The sequence below is a fragment of the Streptomyces sp. NPDC002206 genome, from assembly GCF_053593595.1.
Genome location: NZ_JBSFCW010000012.1, coordinates 1 through 21,582, shown reverse-complemented (window position 1 = coordinate 21,582; position 21,582 = coordinate 1). Strand labels below are relative to the sequence as shown.

Genomic DNA, 21,582 nt, shown 5'->3' with positions numbered 1-21,582 from the left:
CACCAGGAATCGGAAGACATGCTCAAGCCATCGACTTTTGTACCCTTCATCTCGCCCGCCGGCCTCTGGAGCGATCACGCATCGCCCGAGACCCTGTCGGTGCCGCTCGAAGGGTCGCTGCTGGAGCGCCTGTGGGCGGTTGCCGACGAGCTCGCCGTGAGTGAAGAGGCGATTCTGCTGGCCGCATGGCGATCCCTCTACGCGCGGTACACGCAGGACCGCGATGATCAAGTCCTGGTGGTGACACAGGACCACGCCGCGGACGTGGCGGTGGACATCTCGGGGCGGCTGGCACCTGTGGCGCAGGTGCGCCTGTCGGCTCCGCTGAGCGCCCCCTTCGCCGACGTCGTACGGGCGTCGGAGGTCGCGCTGAAGGCCTCGGCGGATGCGGCGCGCGGCGTTGCCGGCCGCGAGGTCGCACCGGGCAGTGGTGATCTCGACTCCGGGCCCGTGCTCTCCTTCCGTTACGGGAAGATCCACGAGGAGCTGCCCGCCGGGCGGACGCCCCTGACCGGCTCCGATGTCCCGGGAATCCTCCACCTGGACTGCTCACGCGAACCCGAGCGCCTGTACCTCACCCTCGCCGGCACTTTCGCACGTGTGGCGAAGGCCGAACTGGTGCTGCTGGCGGAGGCGTTCGAGCAGCTTCTGGGCGATGCGCTGGCAGACGGCCATCGGGCGGTCGGTGTGCTGCGCATGCAGGCTGACCAGCCGCTCACCCCTCGCCCGCACCGGCGTCACCAGTCGCTGCTGCACCGCTTCCTGGAACAGTCCGAAACGACCCCCGATCGTCCCGCGGTCCGTTGTGGGGACAAGGTCCTGTCCTATCGAGAGCTGGCGCAGCAGTCGGCCGCGGTCGGAGCTCTGCTCCGCGAACGCGGTGTCCGCGCCGGCGACAACGTGGCGTTGCTCGCTTCGGCGTCCGAGGACACGGTCGTCGCGATGCTCGGGACCTGGATGGCGGAGGCCGCCTTCGTCCCCTTCGACCCGGCGTGGCCGGCGGAGCGGGTCGAGGCCGTACTGCGGCAGTCCGGTGCCTCGTTGGCTCTGGTGCCCGACGCCGACACGGCTGTCACCCTGCCGGTCCCGACCGTGTCGGTGGCGGTTGCCGCCGCCTCGGCCGCACCGTCGGGTTCCGCGGCGCCGAGCGCGGAGGGGGCCGCCTACACGATCTTCACCTCGGGTACCTCCGGTACGCCGAAGGGCGTCGTCATCGGCCACGATCAACTCGCGCACTACACCTCCGCGATTCTGGAACAGCTGAGGCTCCCCGACGATGCCGAGTTCGCGACCGTCTCCACGCCGGCCTCGGATCTCTCCTATACGGCGATCTTCCCGATGCTCGCGAGCGGCGGATGCGTCCGTCTGGTCGGCTTGGACGATGCCACCAGCCCGCAGGTCCTTGCCGAGCGGTTCCGGGCGAACCCCGTGAGCGCGATGAAGCTCGTACCGTCCCACCTCTCCGCGCTGCTGGCGGAGTCGGCCGAGCCGCTGGCGCTGCTGCCGGGCGAGGTGCTCGTGCTGGGTGGGGAGAAGCTGCCGCAGTCCCTCCACGATCTGCTGCGCGAGCTCGCTCCTGACCTGCGCGTGTACAACCACTACGGTCCGACCGAGACCACCATCGGCGCTTCGTGCCTCTCCCTGGACGCACTGTTCGACGAGCGGTGTGCCTCGCTGCCGGTCGGCTTCGGCCTCGGGGAGAACGTTCTCACCGTCGTCGACGAGGAGAACAAGCCGCTGCCCCCGTGGTGCCCGGGTGAGGTCCTGATCAGCGGTCCGGGAGTCGGCATGGGCTACCTGTCGGAGCTGAAGGAGGGCAGGTCGGGCTTCGGGGACCGGGGGGCTTCCGGGCACTACCACTCCGGTGACCTCGGTCGCTTGGTGCCCGGTGTCGGCATCGAGATCCTCGGCCGACTCGATGACCAGGTCAAGCTGCACGGCTATCGCGTCCAGCTCGGCGAGATCGAGGGCCTCCTGAACCAGCAGCCGGGTGTGTCGGCCTGCGCCGTGGTCCCGCGGACGGACGACAGCGGTCTCGTCTCCCATCTGGACGCCTACGTGGTCGGCGACAAGAACCAGACCGGTGCCGCGCCTTCGATCGCAGGCATCCAGGCCGCACTGGGCCGTAGGCTCCCCGCGGCCATGATGCCGACCGGCTGGGAGATCCTGGCACAGCTGCCGCTCACTCGCATCGGCAAGGTCGACCGCAAGGCCCTCCCGCCCATCGAAGCGCGATCGACCACAGCCGGTCGTCCACGCGACTCCGTCGAGCAGCGCCTGCTCGCACTGTGGGCCGCTGTCCTCGACGTCGAGGGCCTTTCACCGGAAGACGACTTCTTCGAGAACGGCGGGCACTCGCTCCGTGCCATCAAGCTGATATCCGTCGTCAACAACGCCTTCGGCTGCAAGCTGCCCATGTCGTCCATATTCAGCGCGCGGACGGTCGCGTCGATGGCCACCCTGATCCGGAACACCGACAGGCGCGATTCGAACCTCGTGCCCTTGCGCAACACGAAGTCCGGCAAGCCGGTCTTCTGCATCCACCCCGGTGGCGGCAGCACCCTGAGCTACTGGGAAATGGCCCGCCTGCTGCCGGCCGACGTGCAGGTCATCGGTGTCGAGTCCTGGGGGCTGCACGGCAGGGCCCCCCAGGAGAGCCTCGTCGAGATGGCCGAGGGGTACGCCGCGGCCATCTCCGAGGCCTCTCACGAACCGCCCGTGCTCATCGGGTGGTGCTACGGCGGCGCCATGGCCTTCGAGACCGCTCAGGCGCTCCGACGCGCCGGCGTCGAGGTGGGCAAGCTGATCCTGATCGACAGCTCCGTGCCCACGGCCGTCGAGGAGGAGAACGACGAAGAGCTCCAGGAGGCGGAGCCGCTGACGGAAGCCACTCTGATCAGCCGCTTCGCCTGGCACTACGAACTGGAGCTCCCTGAGGAGACCTCGTCGGCCCACACCTACGACGACGTGCTCATGGCCATGCAGAAGAACGGACATCTGCCGCCGGACGCGGGCGCGGACGAACTCCGCACGCTGCTCGATGTGTACATGGCCAACATGGCGGCCTCGGAGAAGCACTTCGAGGAGCAGCCGGAGCTCCCCACGCCCGACTACCCCGTCACGCTCATCCGTGCCGAGCCGGCCGAGCTGCTGCTGGACGAGGACCGGACCTGGGGCTGGAGCTCCGTGGTCGGCCCCGGCCTCGGCTTCGGCTCCGTGGACGCGGACCACCACAGCATCATGCGCGCACCCGCCGTCTCCGAACTCGCGAGGCAGATCGGGCAGGCCTTCGAATGATCCAGGCAACACATGACCGGGTGCGGCAGGGTTCCCTGACGCTGCACGAACTCTTCGACGCTGCGGCGGCGCGTCGAGCGGATCACCCCGCACTGATCCAGGGGGATCGTTCCCTCAGCTACGCCGACCTGGCCGAACGGTCCGACGCTGTTCGCGCCCACCTCACGGCGCGCGGGATCGGACCGGGAAGCACCGTCGCAGTTTGGATGGACCGAAGCCTCGCATGGCCGGCGGCACTCCTCGGCATCCTGAAGGCCGGAGCGGCCTACGTCCCCCTGGATGTCCGGCATCCGCGGGAACGCATCGAGTACGTGCTCGGAGACGCGCAGGTCGGTCTCATCCTCGTGTCGCGCAACGACGGCACGCCCCCGACGGGGCAGGTGCCCGTCGTCGTCGTCGAGGACGTCTTCGAGACCGGGGTGGACGTCGCGTCGTCCGCCGCACACGTCGCGCCCTCGGCACCGGCCTACGTCCTGTACACGTCCGGTACGACCGGCCACCCCAAGGGCGTGTGCGTCGAACACTCCCATCTCGTGCACTCGCTGCGAGCCGTCGCCGATTGCTACGAGCTCGTCCCGGGGGACCGCGTCCTGCAGTTCTCGGCACTGACGTTCGACGTCGCGGCCGAGGAACTCTTCGCGACCCTCATTCGCGGCGCCACCGTCGTCCTCCGGGACGCCGGCCCCGTGCCCGACATCGGTGAACTCGTGGCCCTCGCGGACCAGGCGGGCGCCTCCGTACTCAATCTGCCGGCGTCCTACTGGCATCAGTGGGTGTCCGAGCTGTCCGAGTACCCACCGTCCCTCTGCGGGAGTCTCCGCCTCGTCGTCGTCGGCAGTGAAGCCGTCGACGCCGGGAAGCTGGCGACGTGGCAGGCCGCGGCGCCCGCGGGCGTGAGGTGGCTCAACGCCTATGGGCCGACGGAAACAACGATCACGGCCACCGTGTACGAGCCGCCTGTGCCCGGAACGACCTCGACCGATCAGCCTTCCGGCAGCGTCGTTCCCATCGGCCGGCCGCTGCCCGGTGTGCGTGCCTACGTGCTCGACGACTCGCTCCGCCCTGTTCCGCCGGACGTGCCCGGTGACCTGTACATCGCTGGTCCGGGTGTGGCCCGTGGCTATCTGGGCGACCCCGCTCGGACCGAGGCGTCCTTCCTGCCCGATCCCTGGGGTGGGCCGGGCGAGCGCATGTTCGCGACGAGGGACCGCGTGCGCCGTTCCGTCGGAGGCCTGCTCGAATTCCTCGGGCGGAGCGATGACCAGGTCAAACTCCGTGGCTTCCGCATCGAGCTGTCCGAGATCGAACACGTGCTGAGGACGCATCCACGAGTCACCGACGCGGTCGTGGTGCTGCGCGAGGACCGGCCCGGGGACCAGCGGTTGGTCGGCTACGTCACCTCCGGACGAGGCACGAACGCCGAGACCGAGGAGCTCATCGCGGAGCTGCGCGCCCTGATGACGGCCAAGCTGCCCGAGTACATGGTGCCCACGAACGTGCTGGCGCTCGATGCGCTGCCTCTGAACTCGAACGGGAAGATCGACCGGCGCGCCCTGCCCGTGCCCGCGGTGCGTGACGAGCTCCACGGCGAAGCGCTCGCACTGCGGACACCGACGGAACATCGGCTGAGCGCGATCTGGTCCGACGTGCTCGGGATACCGACGATCGGTGTCGACGACGACTTCTTCCGCCTGGGCGGACACTCCCTCCTGGCCACTCAGATCATGGCCCGCGTCCGGAAGGAGTTCCGGGTGGACCTGTCGCTGCGCCGGCTCTTCGATCATCCGACCGTGGCCGGGCTGGCCGGGGCGATCCAGGACGCGGCCGTTGGCACCGCGGCGCGGAAGACCGATCGGATCCCGGTGGCGGACAGGCCGCCACGGCCACCACTGTCCTTCTCCCAGCAGCGCATGTGGTTCATGGATCAGCTGGTACCGGACAACGCGTTCTTCAACGTCGTCGAGGCTCTCCGTCTGACCGGCCCCGTGGATGCCGATGCGCTGCAGGGCGCCTTGGACACGGTCGTCGATCGCCACGAGGTGCTGCGCACGAGCTATCCGAGTCCCGGTGGCCAACCGCACCAGGCGGTGGCCGAGGCCGTGACGGTGCCGCTGGACAAGGCGGCCGCCGTCGACGAGGAGCACGCACGCGACATCGTCATGGAACGCATCCGCATCCCGTTCGACCTCAGTGAAGGCCCGGTCATCCGCGCAGGCCTGATCCAGTTGGCGGACTCGGACTCGGAGCACGTGCTGTGGATCTGCGTCCACCACATCGCCTACGACGAATGGTCCAACAATCAGCTTCTGCGGGAACTTTCGGAGTTCTACACCGAACTGACCACCGGTCGACCCGCCGCGCTCGCCGCGGTTCCGCTGCAGTATGCCGACTTCGCCATGTGGCATCGGGACTGGGTGACCACCTCGGTCCGTGACCAGCAGATCGACTACTGGCGCAAGCGGCTGGCCGGTGCGCCGCCGGCTCTGCCATTGCCGACGGACATGCCCCGGCCGAGGCGTCTCAGCCAGCGAGGGGCGGCCGTGACGTTCAGGCTGGACCCCGAGGTCGCGGCCGGGCTGCGAAATCTCGCCCGTGCCCAGGGCTGTACGCCCTTCATGGTGCTCCTCACGCTGTTCGGGGTGCTCCTGCAGCGGCACGGTGCGGGTGACGACGTTCCTGTCGCGACGCCCGTTGCGAACCGGACCCGTCAGGAGACCGAGGACCTGGTCGGGCTCTTCTTCAACACGCTGGTCCTCCGGCTCGATCTGTCCGGAGAAGCCGGCTTCAGCGAGCTGTTGCGCCGGACCAAAGACGTGGCCGTGGGCGCGTACGAGCATCAGGACCTGCCGTTCGAGCACCTGGTGGAGGCACTCAGACCGACCCGTGACCCCAGCCGGAATCCGCTCGCACAGGTGCTGTTCCAGCTCCACAGCAGGCGACCCGGCGTGGGAGAGCTTTCGCTGCCGGGCGTCACGGCACGGCAGTTCGAGTTCGCGTGGACCACTGTGCGAGTCGACCTGGAATGGCACCTGCGCGAGGTCGACGACACCTTCACCGGCATCGTCGCGTACGCCACCGACCTCTTCGAGCACGCCACCGTCGCGAACATGGTGGCCGACTTCGAGGCGCTGGCCACCGCCGTCCTCGCCGCGCCGGGTCATCCACTGTCCGCCGTGCCGCTCGCGGGTGCCCGCGGTACCCGCGGCCAGGAAGTCGACGACGCACCCGGTGACCGGCCTCGCGACGAGGAGAGCGGGGGCGGCACGCCGTCTGCCGGAGGCGTGGAGGAGATACAGCAGGTCATGTGCGGGATCTGGGCCAAGGTGCTCAACCTGGACGAGGTCGCTCTCGACGACGACTTCTTCGACCTGGGTGGGCAGTCCCTGCTCGCCACTCAGCTGATCTCGCGCATCGACGAACTCTTCGGAGTACGGATTCCGTTGAGCGAGCTGTTCGACCAGTCGACCGTCGGCGGGCTGGCCGAGCTGGTCGCCGAAGCAAAGGGAATCACGACCGAGGACGTCTTGCGGCCCGATGTGATGCGAGAAGGAGAAGCATGCTGAACACGATCGAACCATCCACCGACGGCATGCTGAAGGAGCTACGAACCGGGTTGCCCTACGTGGGCACCACGCAGTTCGGCAGCTGTGTCCAGCAGGCGGCCTGCAACGTCCTGGAAGCACAGGGGCTCAAGGGCGCCGCCGATCTCATCGGTGTCAGCTGGGGGTTCACCTATGGTCCCGGGCACGACCGGCTGCGCGCCGGAGAACGATGGGTTCCCGCCGTGGCCCGGCTTTCGGGACTGGACCTCAGTCGCCGGCGGTTCGAGTCGGCCGCGGCGGCCTTCGACGCCGAGCAGGCCGCGCTCAAGGCCGGTGTGCCGGCGGTGGTCGCGGTCGATTCCTTCGACATCGCCTCGCCCTATCTCGGGCGCACCCATCTCATGCACGCGCTGATCGTGGTGGAGTGGGGCCCGGACTCCGTCACGGTGCTGGACCCGATGAACGAGCCGAGGCCGTCGTCCTTGTCGCTCGACACGTACCGGCGCACCCGGGCGAGCGCGGTGGCCCGCGACTTCGACATGGTCGTTTCGTACGGGACGGTCGAGCGGCCCTACTCCGCCGTCGACGCGCTCACCGCACTGCACGCCGACGCCGTCACCCACCGCGAAGCCGGCCTGGCCGACCTCGATGAATTCATCCGCGCCGTCGAGGCCGGAAGGGTCGCACCCGATGTGGCGGACGTGGCCGCGGAGCGTACTTACGCCCAGCGCCTGATGGCGGCGGCGGCCAAGGAACTCCCGACCCTGGAGCCGCTGGCCACCAAGGTGGACGCCCTGGCCCGCCGCTGGTATTTCGCGCACACCGTCGGGATGGATGGAAACGGTCAATCGCCGCAGCGAATGGCCAAGATTTTGCGGGACTTGAGGGAGCGTGAAGTGAAGTTGCTCGATGAAATGACCGAGGCCGTGGAAGCAGCCGGTCCGAAGCCCACCGGAGAGGAAATCGCCGTGGTGACGCCACCGAATCTCATCGAGCGGATCACAACCGTTCTCGCTCGGCAGACGAGCGTGACGACCGAGGGCCTGGAGGCCACCGATGACCTGTGGGCAGCCGGCCTGACTTCGCTCGAGTCCGTGCGGCTGATGATCGGCCTCGAGGACGAGTTCGGCATCGAATTCCCGGCCTCGCTGTTGTCCCGAAACTCCTTCGGAAGCGTCGCCGCCATGGCGGACGCAGTCGGTGGCCTGCTGGCCGGAACCTCAGAACTCGCAGAAGGCTAGGCCGGAAGATGACACTTCAGATGACAGAACGGCCGGCACGGGAGCGGGCGATCGCCGCTGCCGCAACGGCCGCCCGTACCCTCGCCGAGAATGCCGACCAGGTCGACAAGAACGCGGTCTTCCCAGAGGCATCCGTAGCGGCCCTCGCCCGTGCCGGTCTGCTCGAGGCCGCGCTTCCCGCGCGGCTGGGCGGGCCGGGCCTCGACACCGCCACCCTGGCGGACATCGCCCGCATCCTGGGTCGTTCCTGCGGATCGACCGCGATGATCTGGACCATGCACCAGGTGCAGGTGGCCTGTGTCGCACGGCACCTCGGCCCCGCCGAGACCGCCACGGAGGAACTCTTCACCTCGACGGTCGCCGCGGGCGGGCTGATCGCCTCGGTCACCTCGGAGCTCGGGGTGGGTGGCAATCTTCGAGAGAGCCGCGTCCCGTGCGTCACCCGGGGAGATCGAGTCACCCTCACCAAGGAAGCGCCCACCATCTCCTACGGGCGGATGGCGGACGCCTTCCTCCTCACCGCACGACGGAACGAGGGCGCCGCCCCTGGCGACCAGGTGCTCGTGCTGGCGTCCAAGGAGCAGGTGGAACTGCAGAACGTCGGCGAATGGGACGTCATGGGCATGCGCGGTACGCGCAGCCCCGGCTGTCGCATCCTCGTGGACGTCCCTTCCTCGCAGGTGCTCGCCACGCCTTTCGCGGAAGTGGCGGCACACACGATGGTGCCGCTCTCGCACATTCTGTGGAGCGCCGCCTGGATCGGAATCGCGGAAGAAGCCACTCGGCGGGCCACCCGCCGCATCCGTCACGCCGGCCGGCAGGGGAAGACCGGTTCCGTCGCCGATCTGCGGCTCACCTCCATCGGGCAGCGGCTCGATTCTCTGAACGGCCTGCTGCAGAACGTGATACGCGGTTACGAGCGCCTGAACAAAACGAACACGGACGCCGTGGCCACCGACTTCGCCATCGAGGTGAACAGCTTGAAGCTGGCCGCCTCGACCGAGACGGTGAAGATCGTCGAGACCGCGCTCGAAATCTGCGGCATGCCGGGTTACCAGGAACGCGGAGAGCTCTCGGTGGCACGAATGCTCCGCGACCTGTACTCGGCCAGATTGATGATCTCCAATACCCGACTGCAAGAAACCAATGCAACTGCGATGCTGATGAGGCGTTATGGATAACTTCGTGACTCGAGCTGCGACCGTTCCCTCGAACGGGACGGTCCTCGCGGACACCGGCCTGCCGGGTCTGGTGACATCCGGCGCCATTTTCGAAACGCTGATCGATGCACTGCAGGCATCCATAGCGCGACTCGCGGCCGGGGACGCCCCGACGCGGATCGGTGTGCCCCCGGTGATCTCCAGGGAGCTGCTCCAGCGGCTCGGCTACGTCGAAACGTTCCCGCACCTGCTGGGCACCGTGCACACCTACGAGGGCGACGATCAGGAGTGGCGCGAACTGGCGGCGGCGCTGCGCAACGGTGAGCCCTGGACGCGGCGGCACGAACTCAGCGACGTCGCTCTGCTCCCGGCCGCTTGCTATCACCTGTATCCGCAGCTGACCAAGGCGGAGTTCACCGAACCCGCTGTTTTCGACCTCACCGGGCACTGCTACCGCCACGAGCGCACGTCCGAGCCCGGCAGGATGCGCTCCTTCCGGATGCATGAACTCATTCGGGTCGACAAGCCCGAGTCCGTACTCTGCTGGCGTGACGCCTGGATCGAGCGCGCGGCCGAGTGGCTGCGCACGCTGGGGCTGGTGGTCAACGTGGTGCCGGCCAACGATCCCTTCTTCGGCGCCGCGGGGCGCATGATGGGCATGATGCAGCGCGAAGAGCAGCTGAAGTGGGAACTCGTAGTGGAGGTGGCGGACGGCCTCAGCCAGGCTGTGGTCTCGTGCAACTGCCACAAGGACCACTTCTCGGCCGAGTTCGAATTCCGGATGGCCGATGGCGAGGCGCACACTTCGTGTGTCGCCTTCGGGCTGGAGAGGATCGCGCTGGCGGTTCTCCACAAGCACGGTGCCGACAGTCGCCACTGGCCCGCGGAATTGACCCACCCTGTGGTCGCACATCCGGCCGGATAGCCCGCAAGACGTGGTCCCCACGCGGAAGCCCCTGGTGGAATCGGTGTCGAGCTCTCGTCCACCAGGGGAATCATCCGCTGCCGGAGTGACCGTCATCCAGTTGACGTCCACAGCAGATTGACAGGAAGAGATTGATGCCGAGTTCGGTTCTGGCAGCGAATCCAGCGAGGAGAGTGCTGAGCGGCGCGGATCCATCGCTTGGCGAAGACCGCGCGAGGAGCTTCGCCTTCATGCTCGGCAGTGCGCGTGAGGGAGGCGTCACCGAGTCGCTGGCGCGCCGTGCGGCCGAGGGCCTTCCTGCGGGGGCCGAGTGCAGTTGGCACCAGCTGAGCGGGCTTCGCTTTTCGGGAGAGGCCACAGCCGGAGCCGAGGGGGACGAAGAAGCCTGCCTCAAGGCGACGTTGGAGCATTCCGACATCGTGATGGTGTCCCCGCTCTACTGGTACAGCGTTTCCGCACAGACCAAGCTGTACCTCGACCACTGGGCTACGTGGATGATGCGTCCGGATCTCCACTTCCGGGATCGGATGCGCGGAAAGACGCTGTGGGCGGTCAGCACGTTCGCCCGCGGAGGGGCCCAGGACGCGGAACCTCTGGTGGGCATGCTGCAGCGCACCGCCCGCTATCTGGACATGACCTGGGGAGGCGCCCTCCTCCACCGGGCTCGAAGCAACGGACACCTGGCCGACCCGGATGCCCGGCGTCATGCGGAGTCCTTCTTCGCCTGCGTACCCGAGTCGCCCTGACCGCGCGGATCAAGGCCGTTTCGCTCGTGGGGAACGAGCGAGGACGACCGGCGTACGACCGGGCGTCCCACCGGCGCTGTCCGCCGTTCCGGCGGGTGGACCCGACGCGGAGAGCCACACGAGACCGACCGACCCACTGCCACCGGCAACGCTGTTCCGCACGTGAGCGGACCAGCCTGCCCCGCTCCGTAGGAGCCCTGTCCTTCCCCCTCGTCCCAAGCCGAGGGTATCCACGGGGGCTACCGGCGCGCCTTGCGCCCATGCGGCTGCCCATCTCCTTCCGGAGCTCCTCCGCTGAGGTCGTTGCGCCTTCAGAGGCGCACCCGGAAGCCGCTGCCGACACCCGGCGGGAACCGCACGATGCCGCGATCCCCGCCCCCGCACTCGCGACGAAACACCCAGAGGTGAACCCCATGACCGCAATCCGCATTCTCGTGCTCGGTGGCAAGGCCGTCATCGTGCGCAAGGCCGCCGCTCTCGGCTACGAGGTGGTGCACGTCCAGAAGCCGTCCGCCTTCGACCCGGAGGTCGTGCCGCACTGCGCCCAGGTCCTGTTGGTGGACTACCAGGACGTGCCGACCGTCACCGCGCTCGTGCGCGCACTGCACGAACAGCGTCCCTTCGCCCGCGTATTCACCCAGACGGAGGCCGCACAGGTAGTGGCCGGCCACCTCGCCGACACCCTCGGGCTGCCCGGCAACAACGCCCGCACGAACCGTCTCCTGCACGACAAGCCCGCGCTGCGCGCCCTGCTCAACACGCAGGGCATCGGACCGGTTCCCACCCTCACCGCACCCGGCCACGAGGAACTGCGTGAGTTCGTCAAGGAACACGGTGGGGCCGTGCTCAAGCCGACGATGGGTTCGGGCAGCCTCGGCGTTCGCAAGATCGAATCGGTCGCCGAAGTCGACGGGGCATGGGCCTGGCATGAGGAGTTCGGCGTCCGTGACTTCATGGTCGAACAGCTCCTGATCGGCCGGGAGCTGAGCGTGGAGAGCTTCTCGGTGGGAGGCCGTCACACGATCGTCGCGATCACCGGCAAGGACACCGGCGGGGGTGTGGTGGAGCTCGGCCACGTGGTGCCCGCGCCGATCACCGGGGAAGAGCAGGAGTCCGTACGAGAGCTCGTGACGTCCCTCCTGGACGCGGTCGGCCTCGTGGACGGCCCCTCCCACACCGAGGTGATCCTCACCGCTGGCGGTCCCCGGGTGATCGAGTCGCACAGCCGCTGTGGCGGCGATAACATCAACGACCTGGTGCGACTCGTCCACGGCATCGACCTGGAGGAGACCACCTACTTGCTGGCCGAGCGGGACGAGCCGCTTTCGGGTCCCTATCCGGCCGAGGGCGCGGCAGCCATCCGGTTCCTCGTCGCCGAACCCGGTCGGGTCACCGCAGTGACCGGTGTCGACGACGCCAGGGCGGCCGAGGGTGCCTTCCAGGTTTCCGTCCCGCTGGAGATCGGCGACACCGTACACGAACTGCGCTGGTCGGAGGACCGTTGCGGCTACGTCATGGCGTATGCCGGGGACGCTGCGACCGCCGAGCGGCTTGCCGCTGCGGCGGCCGCCCACATCACGATCACCACCGAGCCGGTCGATCGAGCGGCGCAGGTCCGCTCGACGCTGGGCGACATTCTCGGCGAGGTCGACGAAGAGCTGAACCCGTTCGCCGGCACGGCCGCCCCGTGAGAACACCGCGAACCTAACGAGCTGGTGCGTGATTGCGTTGGAGACGTGGTGGCCTGAGCTGGGGGTTTGTGTCAGCCGGTGGTGTTGCGGTCGGAGACGAGGCCGGCGATGGCCCGGTAGGTGGAGGGCAGGTTCTCCCGGCGGTGGGTCCAGCGGACCAGTTGCTTCCAGCGTTTGTGATCGGCGAGGGCGTGTTCGACGGTAATGCGCTTTGAGGAGTGCCGGTGTCGGGCTCGTAGGCGGGCTTCGAGGACCTCGGGCGGGCTGATCTTGTTTCCCTTCCTGGGCGGAGTCACCGCTTGGCCGGGATGATCGCGACGGAGCCCGAGGTAGCCGTCGTCCAGGAGGACCGCCGCGTCGCGAAAGTGCTGGAAACAGGTACTGATGCCTTCGTTGCGTGCGGCGGTCGCGTCATGCATCCGCCCTGGTCGCAGGGCGTCGGTCCAGAGCGTGCGGCCTTGATGGTCGGCGACGACGGTGGCTTTCATCGTGTTCTGTTTCTTCTTGCCTGACACGAACGCACGGCGCCCACCCCGGCCGGCCGGGGGCCGGCGGACCTGGACTTCGGTGGCGTCCAACCGCAGCTCAACACCTTCGGCCTGGGCGTATGCGAACACATCCGCCAGGGTCCGCAGCCGCAGGCCGGGCCGGTCGGGGACCGCGCATCCCCGCTCGGCCAGCAGCCCTCGTATCTCGCCGATCGCACGGGTGATGGTGGAGCGGTCGACGCCGAACAACAGCCCCAACGCCGCATGCGGCAAATCGTGCCGCAAGTGAATCAACGTGGCCACGAGCCGGTCGACGAACACCAGCCGATGCCGGACACCGGCTCCGGCCTCGCGCTTCCTGGCCCCGCCACGAGCTTCGTGACGACGCCCCTCGACCACGGCCTGCCACGGACCAGCCAACTCCTCAACCAGAGAGGCGAGATGCCCACGAGAGACCCCCGTGAACACCTGATGCGCAAGAACCGTCCCACTGAGCATGATCGCCACATCCGGATCATGCCACCCACCAGCAAGAACACCTCACCCGCAATCACGCACCAGCTCGTTATGCATGGCGCGGACCGAGATATCGACCTGGTCGCCGATGGTGTCCACGGTGTGGGCGCCGGTAAGCGGTAGCACCGTCCTCTCGCGCGGCATCAGCGCGCTCCCCTCTGCCCGCTTGGCGGGGCCGATTGCCCACCGAAGAACTCCGTTCCTTCACCGAGGAGGCGCGGGGCTCATTCGTGCGTAAGGGTGTCCCGCCAGCGATCGAGGAGGTGCGCCCCATCTAATGCATCGCACAGCACGACCATTGCCAGTGGGCGGAGCCTGAAGTGCGGTGAGCTCGGGCCTGCCGCCACCGGTCATGATGCCTTCCCACGTCCTGTGGTCTCGGACCTCTGAGATTCCCCCTGTGTTCGGGAGGTGCTGATCAGCTGGTCAGGGCGGGTTGCTGGATGCTTAGGTTCGCTTGTTCGGCCGTCGCCCGGTCAGCGTAGTACTGCTCCTCGAATTTGATCGGGCCGAGGTAGCCGAGCCGTTTCTGGATGCGCCGGCTGTTGTCGAACCCGTCGACGTACTCGAAGAGCGCCAGGTTCGCTCGGGGCTCGGATGGCGAAGACGCAGCTGCGGAGCGGGCAGCGGCCGCCGACCGACGCTCGTGCACCAGGCAGTGAAGGCGGCCATGTCGGCGGAATACATCAGGCGGGTGGTGTCGGTCGGCCTCGGCGGTCCCCACGGCTATGTGCTGAGGGCCAGAGCCTGGGGCGCGGAGACTTGTCACGCTGCTCATCGTAGGGCGGCCCCCCGCTGGCCCCGACGTCACGGCGGGTGCTCCCACCAGGTGGGCGCAGGCTCAGCCCGTCACGGCGCCCGTCTACGACGGAGGACCATACGCGTGGTAAGGGTCCTCTTCTGCGTGGCGAGGTGGTCAGCCGGAGGACTCGGATGCGCGGCCGGATCCCAGGCTGCGTCGCGAGGCCGGATACGTCGGGCAGATGGCGGTTCACCTCGTCGACCAGACGCGGTCGGCGTGACACGACCGACATCGGACGTTCCGAGGCCACCTCGGCGACAACCCTCCGTGAAAGCTGACGGATACTCAGACTTTCCTGACGTACCGTCAGCCATTCAAGATCATCTTGCACGTGCGTTGCACAAGGTGCTGAAAAACAACAGTGATCAGTGGAGGGCTGTGAAGGTAGGTATCCGCAGGTCAGTTGGCATGTTGAGGTGTCGTGTCCCGTGCCCCCAAGGGGCACGGGAACACGCCGGTCAGATGTCGCGGAAGATCTCGATCTGCGCGCCCACCGAGTTGAGGCGCTCCGCCAGTTCCTCGTAACCGCGGTTGATCACGTACACGTTGCGCAGTACGGAGGTCCCCTCGGCGGCCATCATCGCGAGCAGCACGACCACGGCGGGTCGCAGCGCCGGCGGGCATATCATCTCGGCCGCGCGCCAGCGGGTCGGACCCTCCACCAGGACCCGGTGCGGGTCGAGGAGCTGGAGCCGGCCGCCCAGTCGGTTGAGGTCCGTCAGATAGATGGCGCGGTTGTCGTAGACCCAGTCGTGTATGAGGGTCTTGCCGTGCGCTGAGGCGGCGATGGCCGCGAAGAACGGCACGTTGTCGATGTTGAGACCGGGGAACGGCATCGGGTGGATCTTGTCGATCGGGGCCTCCAGCTTGGAGGGCCGGACCGTCAGATCGACCAGTCGGGTGCGGCCGTTGTCCGCCGCGTACTCCGTCGTGCGGTCGCAGTCGACGCCCATCTCCTCCAGCACCGCGAGCTCGATCTCCAGGAACTCGATCGGCACCCGGCGGATCGTCAGCTCGGACTCCGTCACCACGGCGGCGGCGAGCAGACTCATCGCCTCGACCGGGTCCTCGGAGGGGGAGTAGTCGACATCCACGTCTATGTTCGCCACACCGTGCACGGTCAGCGTCGTCGTACCGATGCCGTCGATGCGTATGCCCAGCGCCTCCAGGAAGAAGCACAGGTCCTGGACCATGTAGTTGGACGACGCGTTACGGATGACGGTCGTGCCGTTGTGACGGGCGGCCGCCAGCAGTGCGTTCTCCGTCACCGTGTCGCCGCGCTCGGTCAGCACGATGGGGCGGTCGGGGGTGACCGAGTGGTCGATCTGGGCGTGGTAGAGGCCCTCGGTCGCGGCGATCTCCAGGCCGAACCGGCGCAGCGCGATCATGTGCGGCTCGATGGTCCGGGTGCCGAGGTCGCAGCCGCCCGCGTACGGCAGCGTGAACTGGTCCATGCGGTGCAGCAGCGGGCCGAGGAACATGATGATGGACCGGGTGCGGCGGGCGGCGTCCGCGTCGATGGCGGCCATGTCGAGCTGGGCCGGCGGGACTATCTCCAGGTCGGTCCCGTCGTTGATCCACCGGGTCCGCACACCTATGGAGTTCAGAACTTCGAGGAGGCGGTAGACCTCCTCGATCCGGGCGACGCGGCGCAGGACCGTACGCCCCTTGTTGAGCAGCGAGCCGCAGAGCAGTGCCACGCACGCGTTCTTGCTGGTCTTGACGTCGATCGAACCGGAGAGCCGGCGCCCGCCGACCACCCGCAGGTGCATCGGTCCGGCATAGCCGAGCGACACGATCTCACTGTCGAGTGCTTCACCGATACGGGCAATCATCTCAAGGCTGATGTTCTGATTGCCCCGCTCGATGCGGTTGACGGCGCTCTGGCTGGTGCCGAGCGCTTCGGCAAGTTGGCTCTGCGTCCAGCCCCGGTGCTGACGGGCGTCACGTATGAGCTTGCCGATGCGTGCGAGGTAGTCGTCTGACATGGCGCCAGGTTATCTCAGATATGAGATGAGGACCCGATGGGGCTGTGGTGTTCGGGTGACGGACGGGGCGACACGGCGGCGGGCGTGGGGCTGGTGCGGGGACGGAGTGATAGGGGCTGCGGGGCGCGGTGACCCGGCGGAGGCGCCCAGCACGGCTGCGCCACCCTTCCCATCGTCCGCGCAGTGCGGCAGTCAGGCATGTCGTGCGCGTCCATGCGGGTGTTCGGGCTGCGGGGTCTCCGTCAAGCGGCGGAGCCTTCGTATCGCCGCGCTGCCAGGTACGCACGCGGTCGGCGCTCGTGACGCCGAAAGCGAAGACCGCTACCGCGTCGTCGAATTCACCGAAAACGGCGCGCCTCGCTTTCCGTGTACCGAGAAGCAAGAAACACCCGTGAACACGCGACGCCACCGACGTAGAGGAATGTCTCGTGTCCGCAACACTGTGATGTCCGGTCGCCCGCCACGTACAAGGTGCTCACTCCGGGAGAGCGGGACGCCGATCAGCCGACGAGGAGTGATTGAAATTGGAAAAGTCGGAATTCCTTACCGACGCGAACGTCACCATCAGTAAAAATGTGATGAAGAAACTGCCGGAGGTCACCCTGGCCTTCTGGATCATGAAGATCGCCGCGACGACGCTCGGTGAGACGGCCGGTGACCTGTTCGCCCAGACCCTGGGGCTCGGCTATTTCCTCACCACGGTCGCACTGTTCCTGATCTTCGTCGTCACGCTGGTCGTACAGCTGAGGTCCACGCGCTACAACCCCTTCTTCTACTGGACCGTCATCCTGTCCACCAGCATGGCGGGCACCACGATGTCCGACTTCATGAACCGTGACGCCAGCGCCAAGTACCTTTCCGGCGGTTCCAAGTCGCTGGGCTGGGGGCCGCAGGGCCTGGGGCTGGGATACCCCACGGGAGCCGCGATCCTGGTCTCGCTTTTGATTGCCATCTTCGCCATCTGGAAGTTCACCGGACTGACGTTCGTCATCCGCGACATCGTCACTTTCCGCGCGGAGGCCCTTTTCTGGTCGGCGATCCTCGTGTCGAACACGCTCGGCACATCCATGGGCGATTTCCTGTCCGACAGCTCGGGGCTCGGCTATGCGGGTGGCGCACTTCTCGTCACCGGGCTGCTCGCGGGGCTCCTGGCACTCATGTGGGTGCCAATCGTGCCGAACGTCCTGCTGTTCTGGATCGCGTTCGTGCTCACTCGCCCCCTCGGCGCCACCGCCGGCGACTTCCTCACCAAGCCGGCCGCCAAGGGGGGCCTCGACCTCGGTACGGCGGGTTCGTCGATCGCGCTCCTCACACTTCTCGTCGGCCTCGTGAGCTATGCCCACGTGCAGGAGCGGAGGAACGCCGTGCCGCGCAACGAGGTCCTGGCCGAGAATTCCTGAGCGCCATCGGGGGTCGGCGCGGGCGACCGCTCGTCGGTCCGCCTGTGTCGCCGCTGATCTTCGCCGACGATCTTCATGTGCACGCAGTCGGTGCTGGGCGGGGTCGTGGCCTTGGAAGGCGGTTCCGGCCCTCGGCCCGGCAGCGCCAAGAAGGCCGAGAGGCCGGGGCCTCGGGGGAGGCGCCTCGATCGCATGAGGCCGACGGTGCTGCACGGGCAGCCGGACATGACCGTTCAGCGGCGATGTACTAGGGTTATCTCGACATCGAGATATCTGCCGAAGGCGCACCGCAGCCGCCGAACGGTAAGGGTTACCTAACTAAGCCTTACCTTAGCGGATGGTCGAGAAGCCGTAGGCGGCACCACGCGGCGCCCGCCGTAATGAGGCGCGGCGCGGTGGTACGCGCACATTGATGAAGGAGACTGTCGTGTCGGCGAACAGCTTCGACGCCCGCAGCACGCTGCGCGTGGGCGACGAGTCGTACGAGATCTTCAGGCTGGACAAGGTCGAGGGCTCCGCGCGCCTCCCTTACAGCCTGAAGGTGCTGCTGGAGAACCTGCTCCGCACCGAGGACGGCGCGAACATCACCGCCGACCACATCCGGGCACTGGGTGGCTGGGACTCCCAGGCCCAGCCCAGCCAGGAGATCCAGTTCACGCCGGCCCGCGTGATCATGCAGGACTTCACCGGCGTCCCGTGTGTCGTGGACCTCGCCACCATGCGTGAGGCCGTGAAGGAGCTCGGCGGCGACCCGGCGAAGATCAACCCCCTCGCGCCGGCCGAGCTGGTCATCGACCACTCCGTCATCGCGGACAAGTTCGGCACCAACGACGCGTTCGCGCAGAACGTCGAGCTGGAGTACGGCCGCAACAAGGAGCGCTACCAGTTCCTGCGCTGGGGCCAGACCGCCTTCGACGAGTTCAAGGTCGTCCCCCCGGGCACCGGCATCGTCCACCAGGTCAACATCGAGCACCTGGCCCGTACGGTCATGGTCCGTAACGGCCAGGCGTACCCCGACACCCTCGTCGGCACCGACTCGCACACCACCATGGTCAACGGCCTCGGCGTGCTGGGCTGGGGCGTCGGCGGCATCGAGGCCGAGGCCGCGATGCTCGGCCAGCCGGTCTCCATGCTCATCCCGCGCGTCGTGGGCTTCAAGCTGACCGGTGAGCTGAAGCCCGGCACCACCGCCACCGACCTCGTGCTGACCATCACGGAGATGCTCCGCAAGCACGGCGTCGTCGGCAAGTTCGTCGAGTTCTACGGTGAGGGCGTCTCCGCCACCTCGCTCGCGAACCGCGCCACCATCGGCAACATGTCGCCGGAGTTCGGCTCCACCGCCGCGATCTTCCCGATCGACGACGAGACGCTGAAGTACCTGCGTCTGACCGGCCGTGACGAGCAGCAGGTCGCGCTCGTCGAGGCGTACGCCAAGGAGCAGGGCCTCTGGCTGGACCCGGCCGCCGAGCCGGACTTCTCCGAGAAGCTGGAGCTCGACCTCGCCACGGTCGTCCCCTCCATCGCCGGCCCGAAGCGTCCGCAGGACCGCATCGTCCTGGCCAACGCCAAGGAGCAGTTCGCGCAGGACGTCCGCAACTACGTCTCCGAGGACGAGGAGTCGGGCAAGGAGTCCTTCCCGGCCTCCGACGCCCCGGCCTCCGCCAACGGCGTGCCGTCGCGTCCGACCACGGTCACGGCCCCCGACGGGACGACGTACGAGATCGACCACGGTGCCGTCACCGTCGCCGCGATCACCTCCTGCACCAACACCTCGAACCCGTACGTCATGGTCGCCGCGGCGCTCGTGGCCAAGAAGGCGGTCGAGAAGGGCCTGACCCGCAAGCCGTGGGTCAAGACCACCCTCGCCCCGGGCTCCAAGGTCGTCACCGACTACTTCGACAAGGCGGGCCTGACCCCGTACCTCGACAAGGTCGGCTTCAACCTCGTCGGCTACGGCTGCACCACCTGCATCGGTAACTCCGGCCCGCTGCCGGAGGAGGTCTCCAAGGCGGTCAACGAGCACGACCTGGCCGTGACCTCGGTGCTCTCCGGCAACCGTAACTTCGAGGGCCGGATCAACCCCGACGTCAAGATGAACTACCTGGCGTCCCCGCCGCTGGTCGTCGCGTACGCCATCGCCGGTTCGATGAAGGTCGACATCACCAAGGACGCCCTGGGTATCGACCAGGACGGCAAGCCGGTCTACCTCGCGGACATCTGGCCCTCCGAGGCCGAGGTCAACGACGTCGTCGCCAACTCCATCGGCGAGGACATGTTCAACAAGTCCTACAAGGACGTCTTCGCAGGCGACGCCCAGTGGCAGGCGCTGTCGATCCCGACCGGCAACACCTTCGAGTGGGACCCGCAGTCCACCTACGTACGGAAGCCCCCGTACTTCGAGGGCATGACGATGGAGACGACCCCGGTCGCCGACATCGCCGGTGCGCGTGTGCTCGCCAAGCTGGGCGACTCGGTCACCACCGACCACATCTCCCCGGCCGGTGCGATCAAGGCCGACACCCCGGCCGGCAAGTACCTGACGGAGCACGGCGTCGAGCGCCGCGACTTCAACTCGTACGGCTCGCGCCGCGGCAACCACGAGGTCATGATTCGCGGCACCTTCGCGAACATCCGCCTGCGCAACCAGATCGCCCCGGGCACCGAGGGTGGTTTCACCCGCGACTTCACCCAGGCCGACGCGCCGGTGTCGTTCATCTACGACGCCTCGCAGAACTACCAGGCCGCCGGCACCCCGCTGGTCATCCTGGCGGGCAAGGAGTACGGCTCCGGCTCGTCCCGCGACTGGGCAGCCAAGGGCACCGCGCTCCTCGGCGTCAAGGCCGTCATCGCCGAGTCGTACGAGCGCATCCACCGCTCGAACCTCATCGGCATGGGCGTTCTCCCGCTCCAGTTCCCGGAGGGCGCGACCGCCGAGGCCCTCGGACTCACCGGCGAGGAGACCTTCTCCTTCACCGGCGTGACCGAGCTGAACAACGGCACGACGCCGCGCACGGTGAAGGTCTCCACCGACACCGGTGTGGAGTTCGACGCGGTCGTCCGCATCGACACCCCCGGTGAGGCGGACTACTACCGCAACGGCGGCATCATGCAGTACGTGCTCCGCAGCCTGATCCGCAAGTAAGCAGTCCGGTACGTCGCGAAGGGCCGCACCCCCGCCGGGGGTGCGGCCCTTCGGCGTGCCAGGGGTGCGACGGCATCGGCGCGGAAGCCGGTGCCGGTCACGCGGCCCGGGTGACAAGTCAGGCGGCGGGCGGCGATCTCGCCCGCGCCGCCGAGGTGTCCGGTGCCACCGACCGGCAGGGGCTCCTCGACTTCCTGAGCCAGGCCTACTACTCCGCCTTCCACACCGTGCTCCGGGGCCTCGCGGTGGCCCGCCCCGTCCTGTGCGCCGTCGTCTTCGCCCTGCTGCGCGGCGGCAGCCGTCAGCAGCACGCCGCGTGGCCGGCTGCGCCTCCTGAACGGCCCGGCACCCGCGAGCCCGACGCGCATCCTGCGCTGTCGGCCCGGGCGATGGCGGAACCGCTGCTCGACGCCAACGGCTGAGCGCGGGAGCCGACTGCGCTGGCCCGGACACAAGACGCGCCCGGGTGCGGATCCCGACGGATCCGCACCCGGGCGTGGCAGGGCAGGGGCCAGGGCTCGCCCGTGGGCGGACCCTGGCCCCTGCAGGCTCAGCGGACGCCGAGGAGGTGTTCCATGGCGAGCTGGTCGAGGGCTTCGAAGGCCATCGAGCGTTCGGCGGCGGCCGTGACGTCGAACTCCTCG

13 protein-coding genes are annotated in these 21,582 nt (G+C 68.0%); 10 read left to right on the top strand and 3 right to left on the bottom strand.

Features of this window, described 5'->3' with window-relative positions; all coding sequences use genetic code 11:
- The first annotated feature begins 18 nt into the window (after window positions 1–18).
- The 7 genes from ACWCP8_RS22425 (at window position 19) to ACWCP8_RS22395 (ending at window position 12,602) form a co-directional block, all read left to right on the top strand.
- A complete protein-coding gene (locus tag ACWCP8_RS22425; protein WP_451117693.1) occupies window positions 19–3,297 on the top strand; it encodes an AMP-binding protein in 3,279 nt (1,092 codons plus the stop codon).
- Window positions 3,294–6,860: an acyl carrier protein gene (locus tag ACWCP8_RS22420; protein ID WP_425900983.1), complete on the top strand. Its 3,567-nt coding sequence runs from the start codon at window positions 3,294–3,296 to the stop codon at window positions 6,858–6,860. The genes ACWCP8_RS22425 and ACWCP8_RS22420 overlap by 4 nt, the downstream gene beginning before the upstream one ends.
- On the top strand, window positions 6,854–8,080 hold the full coding sequence (locus ACWCP8_RS22415) for a phosphopantetheine-binding protein (protein WP_425900982.1): 1,227 nt from the start codon (window positions 6,854–6,856) through the stop codon (window positions 8,078–8,080). The genes ACWCP8_RS22420 and ACWCP8_RS22415 overlap by 7 nt, the downstream gene beginning before the upstream one ends.
- A gap of 20 nt (window positions 8,081–8,100) precedes the next feature.
- A complete protein-coding gene (locus ACWCP8_RS22410) occupies window positions 8,101–9,261 on the top strand; it encodes an acyl-CoA dehydrogenase family protein (protein WP_425900981.1) in 1,161 nt (386 codons plus the stop codon).
- 4 nt (window positions 9,262–9,265) lie between these two features.
- On the top strand, window positions 9,266–10,165 hold the full coding sequence (locus tag ACWCP8_RS22405) for an aminoacyl--tRNA ligase-related protein (protein WP_451117690.1): 900 nt from the start codon (window positions 9,266–9,268) through the stop codon (window positions 10,163–10,165).
- Window positions 10,166–10,395: 230 nt separating this feature from the next.
- On the top strand, window positions 10,396–10,911 hold the full coding sequence (locus ACWCP8_RS22400; protein WP_425900979.1) for a flavodoxin family protein: 516 nt from the start codon (window positions 10,396–10,398) through the stop codon (window positions 10,909–10,911).
- Window positions 10,912–11,324: 413 nt separating this feature from the next.
- Window positions 11,325–12,602 (top strand): ATP-grasp domain-containing protein, encoded by a 1,278-nt coding sequence (locus ACWCP8_RS22395; RefSeq protein WP_451117688.1) that lies wholly within the window; start codon window positions 11,325–11,327, stop codon window positions 12,600–12,602.
- A gap of 71 nt (window positions 12,603–12,673) precedes the next feature.
- Here the strand turns inward: ACWCP8_RS22395 and ACWCP8_RS22390 are convergent, their stop codons facing one another.
- The 3 genes from ACWCP8_RS22390 to ACWCP8_RS22380 form a co-directional block, all read right to left on the bottom strand.
- Window positions 12,674–13,588: a transposase family protein gene (locus tag ACWCP8_RS22390; RefSeq protein ID WP_451117888.1), complete on the bottom strand. Its 915-nt coding sequence runs from the start codon at window positions 13,586–13,588 to the stop codon at window positions 12,674–12,676.
- A gap of 436 nt (window positions 13,589–14,024) precedes the next feature.
- On the bottom strand, window positions 14,025–14,330 hold the full coding sequence (locus ACWCP8_RS22385; protein ID WP_451117686.1) for an IS3 family transposase: 306 nt from the start codon (window positions 14,328–14,330) through the stop codon (window positions 14,025–14,027).
- A gap of 536 nt (window positions 14,331–14,866) precedes the next feature.
- Window positions 14,867–16,396: a helix-turn-helix domain-containing protein gene (locus ACWCP8_RS22380; protein ID WP_352269187.1), complete on the bottom strand. Its 1,530-nt coding sequence runs from the start codon at window positions 16,394–16,396 to the stop codon at window positions 14,867–14,869.
- 524 nt (window positions 16,397–16,920) lie between these two features.
- Between ACWCP8_RS22380 and ACWCP8_RS22375 the strand changes: the two genes are divergently transcribed.
- From ACWCP8_RS22375 to ACWCP8_RS22365, 3 genes are all read left to right on the top strand, one after another.
- The gene (locus ACWCP8_RS22375) at window positions 16,921–17,796 is read left to right on the top strand and encodes a COG4705 family protein (protein ID WP_451117683.1); all 876 of its coding nucleotides are present in this window, start codon (window positions 16,921–16,923) and stop codon (window positions 17,794–17,796) included.
- Between the two features lie 427 nt (window positions 17,797–18,223).
- Window positions 18,224–20,938: an aconitate hydratase AcnA gene (gene acnA, locus ACWCP8_RS22370; RefSeq protein WP_451117681.1), complete on the top strand. Its 2,715-nt coding sequence runs from the start codon at window positions 18,224–18,226 to the stop codon at window positions 20,936–20,938.
- A gap of 110 nt (window positions 20,939–21,048) precedes the next feature.
- Window positions 21,049–21,360 carry a hypothetical protein gene (locus ACWCP8_RS22365; RefSeq protein ID WP_451117679.1) on the top strand — a complete coding sequence of 104 codons (312 nt, stop codon included), beginning with the start codon at window positions 21,049–21,051 and terminating at the stop codon, window positions 21,358–21,360.
- The last annotated feature ends 222 nt before the right edge of the window (window positions 21,361–21,582 follow it).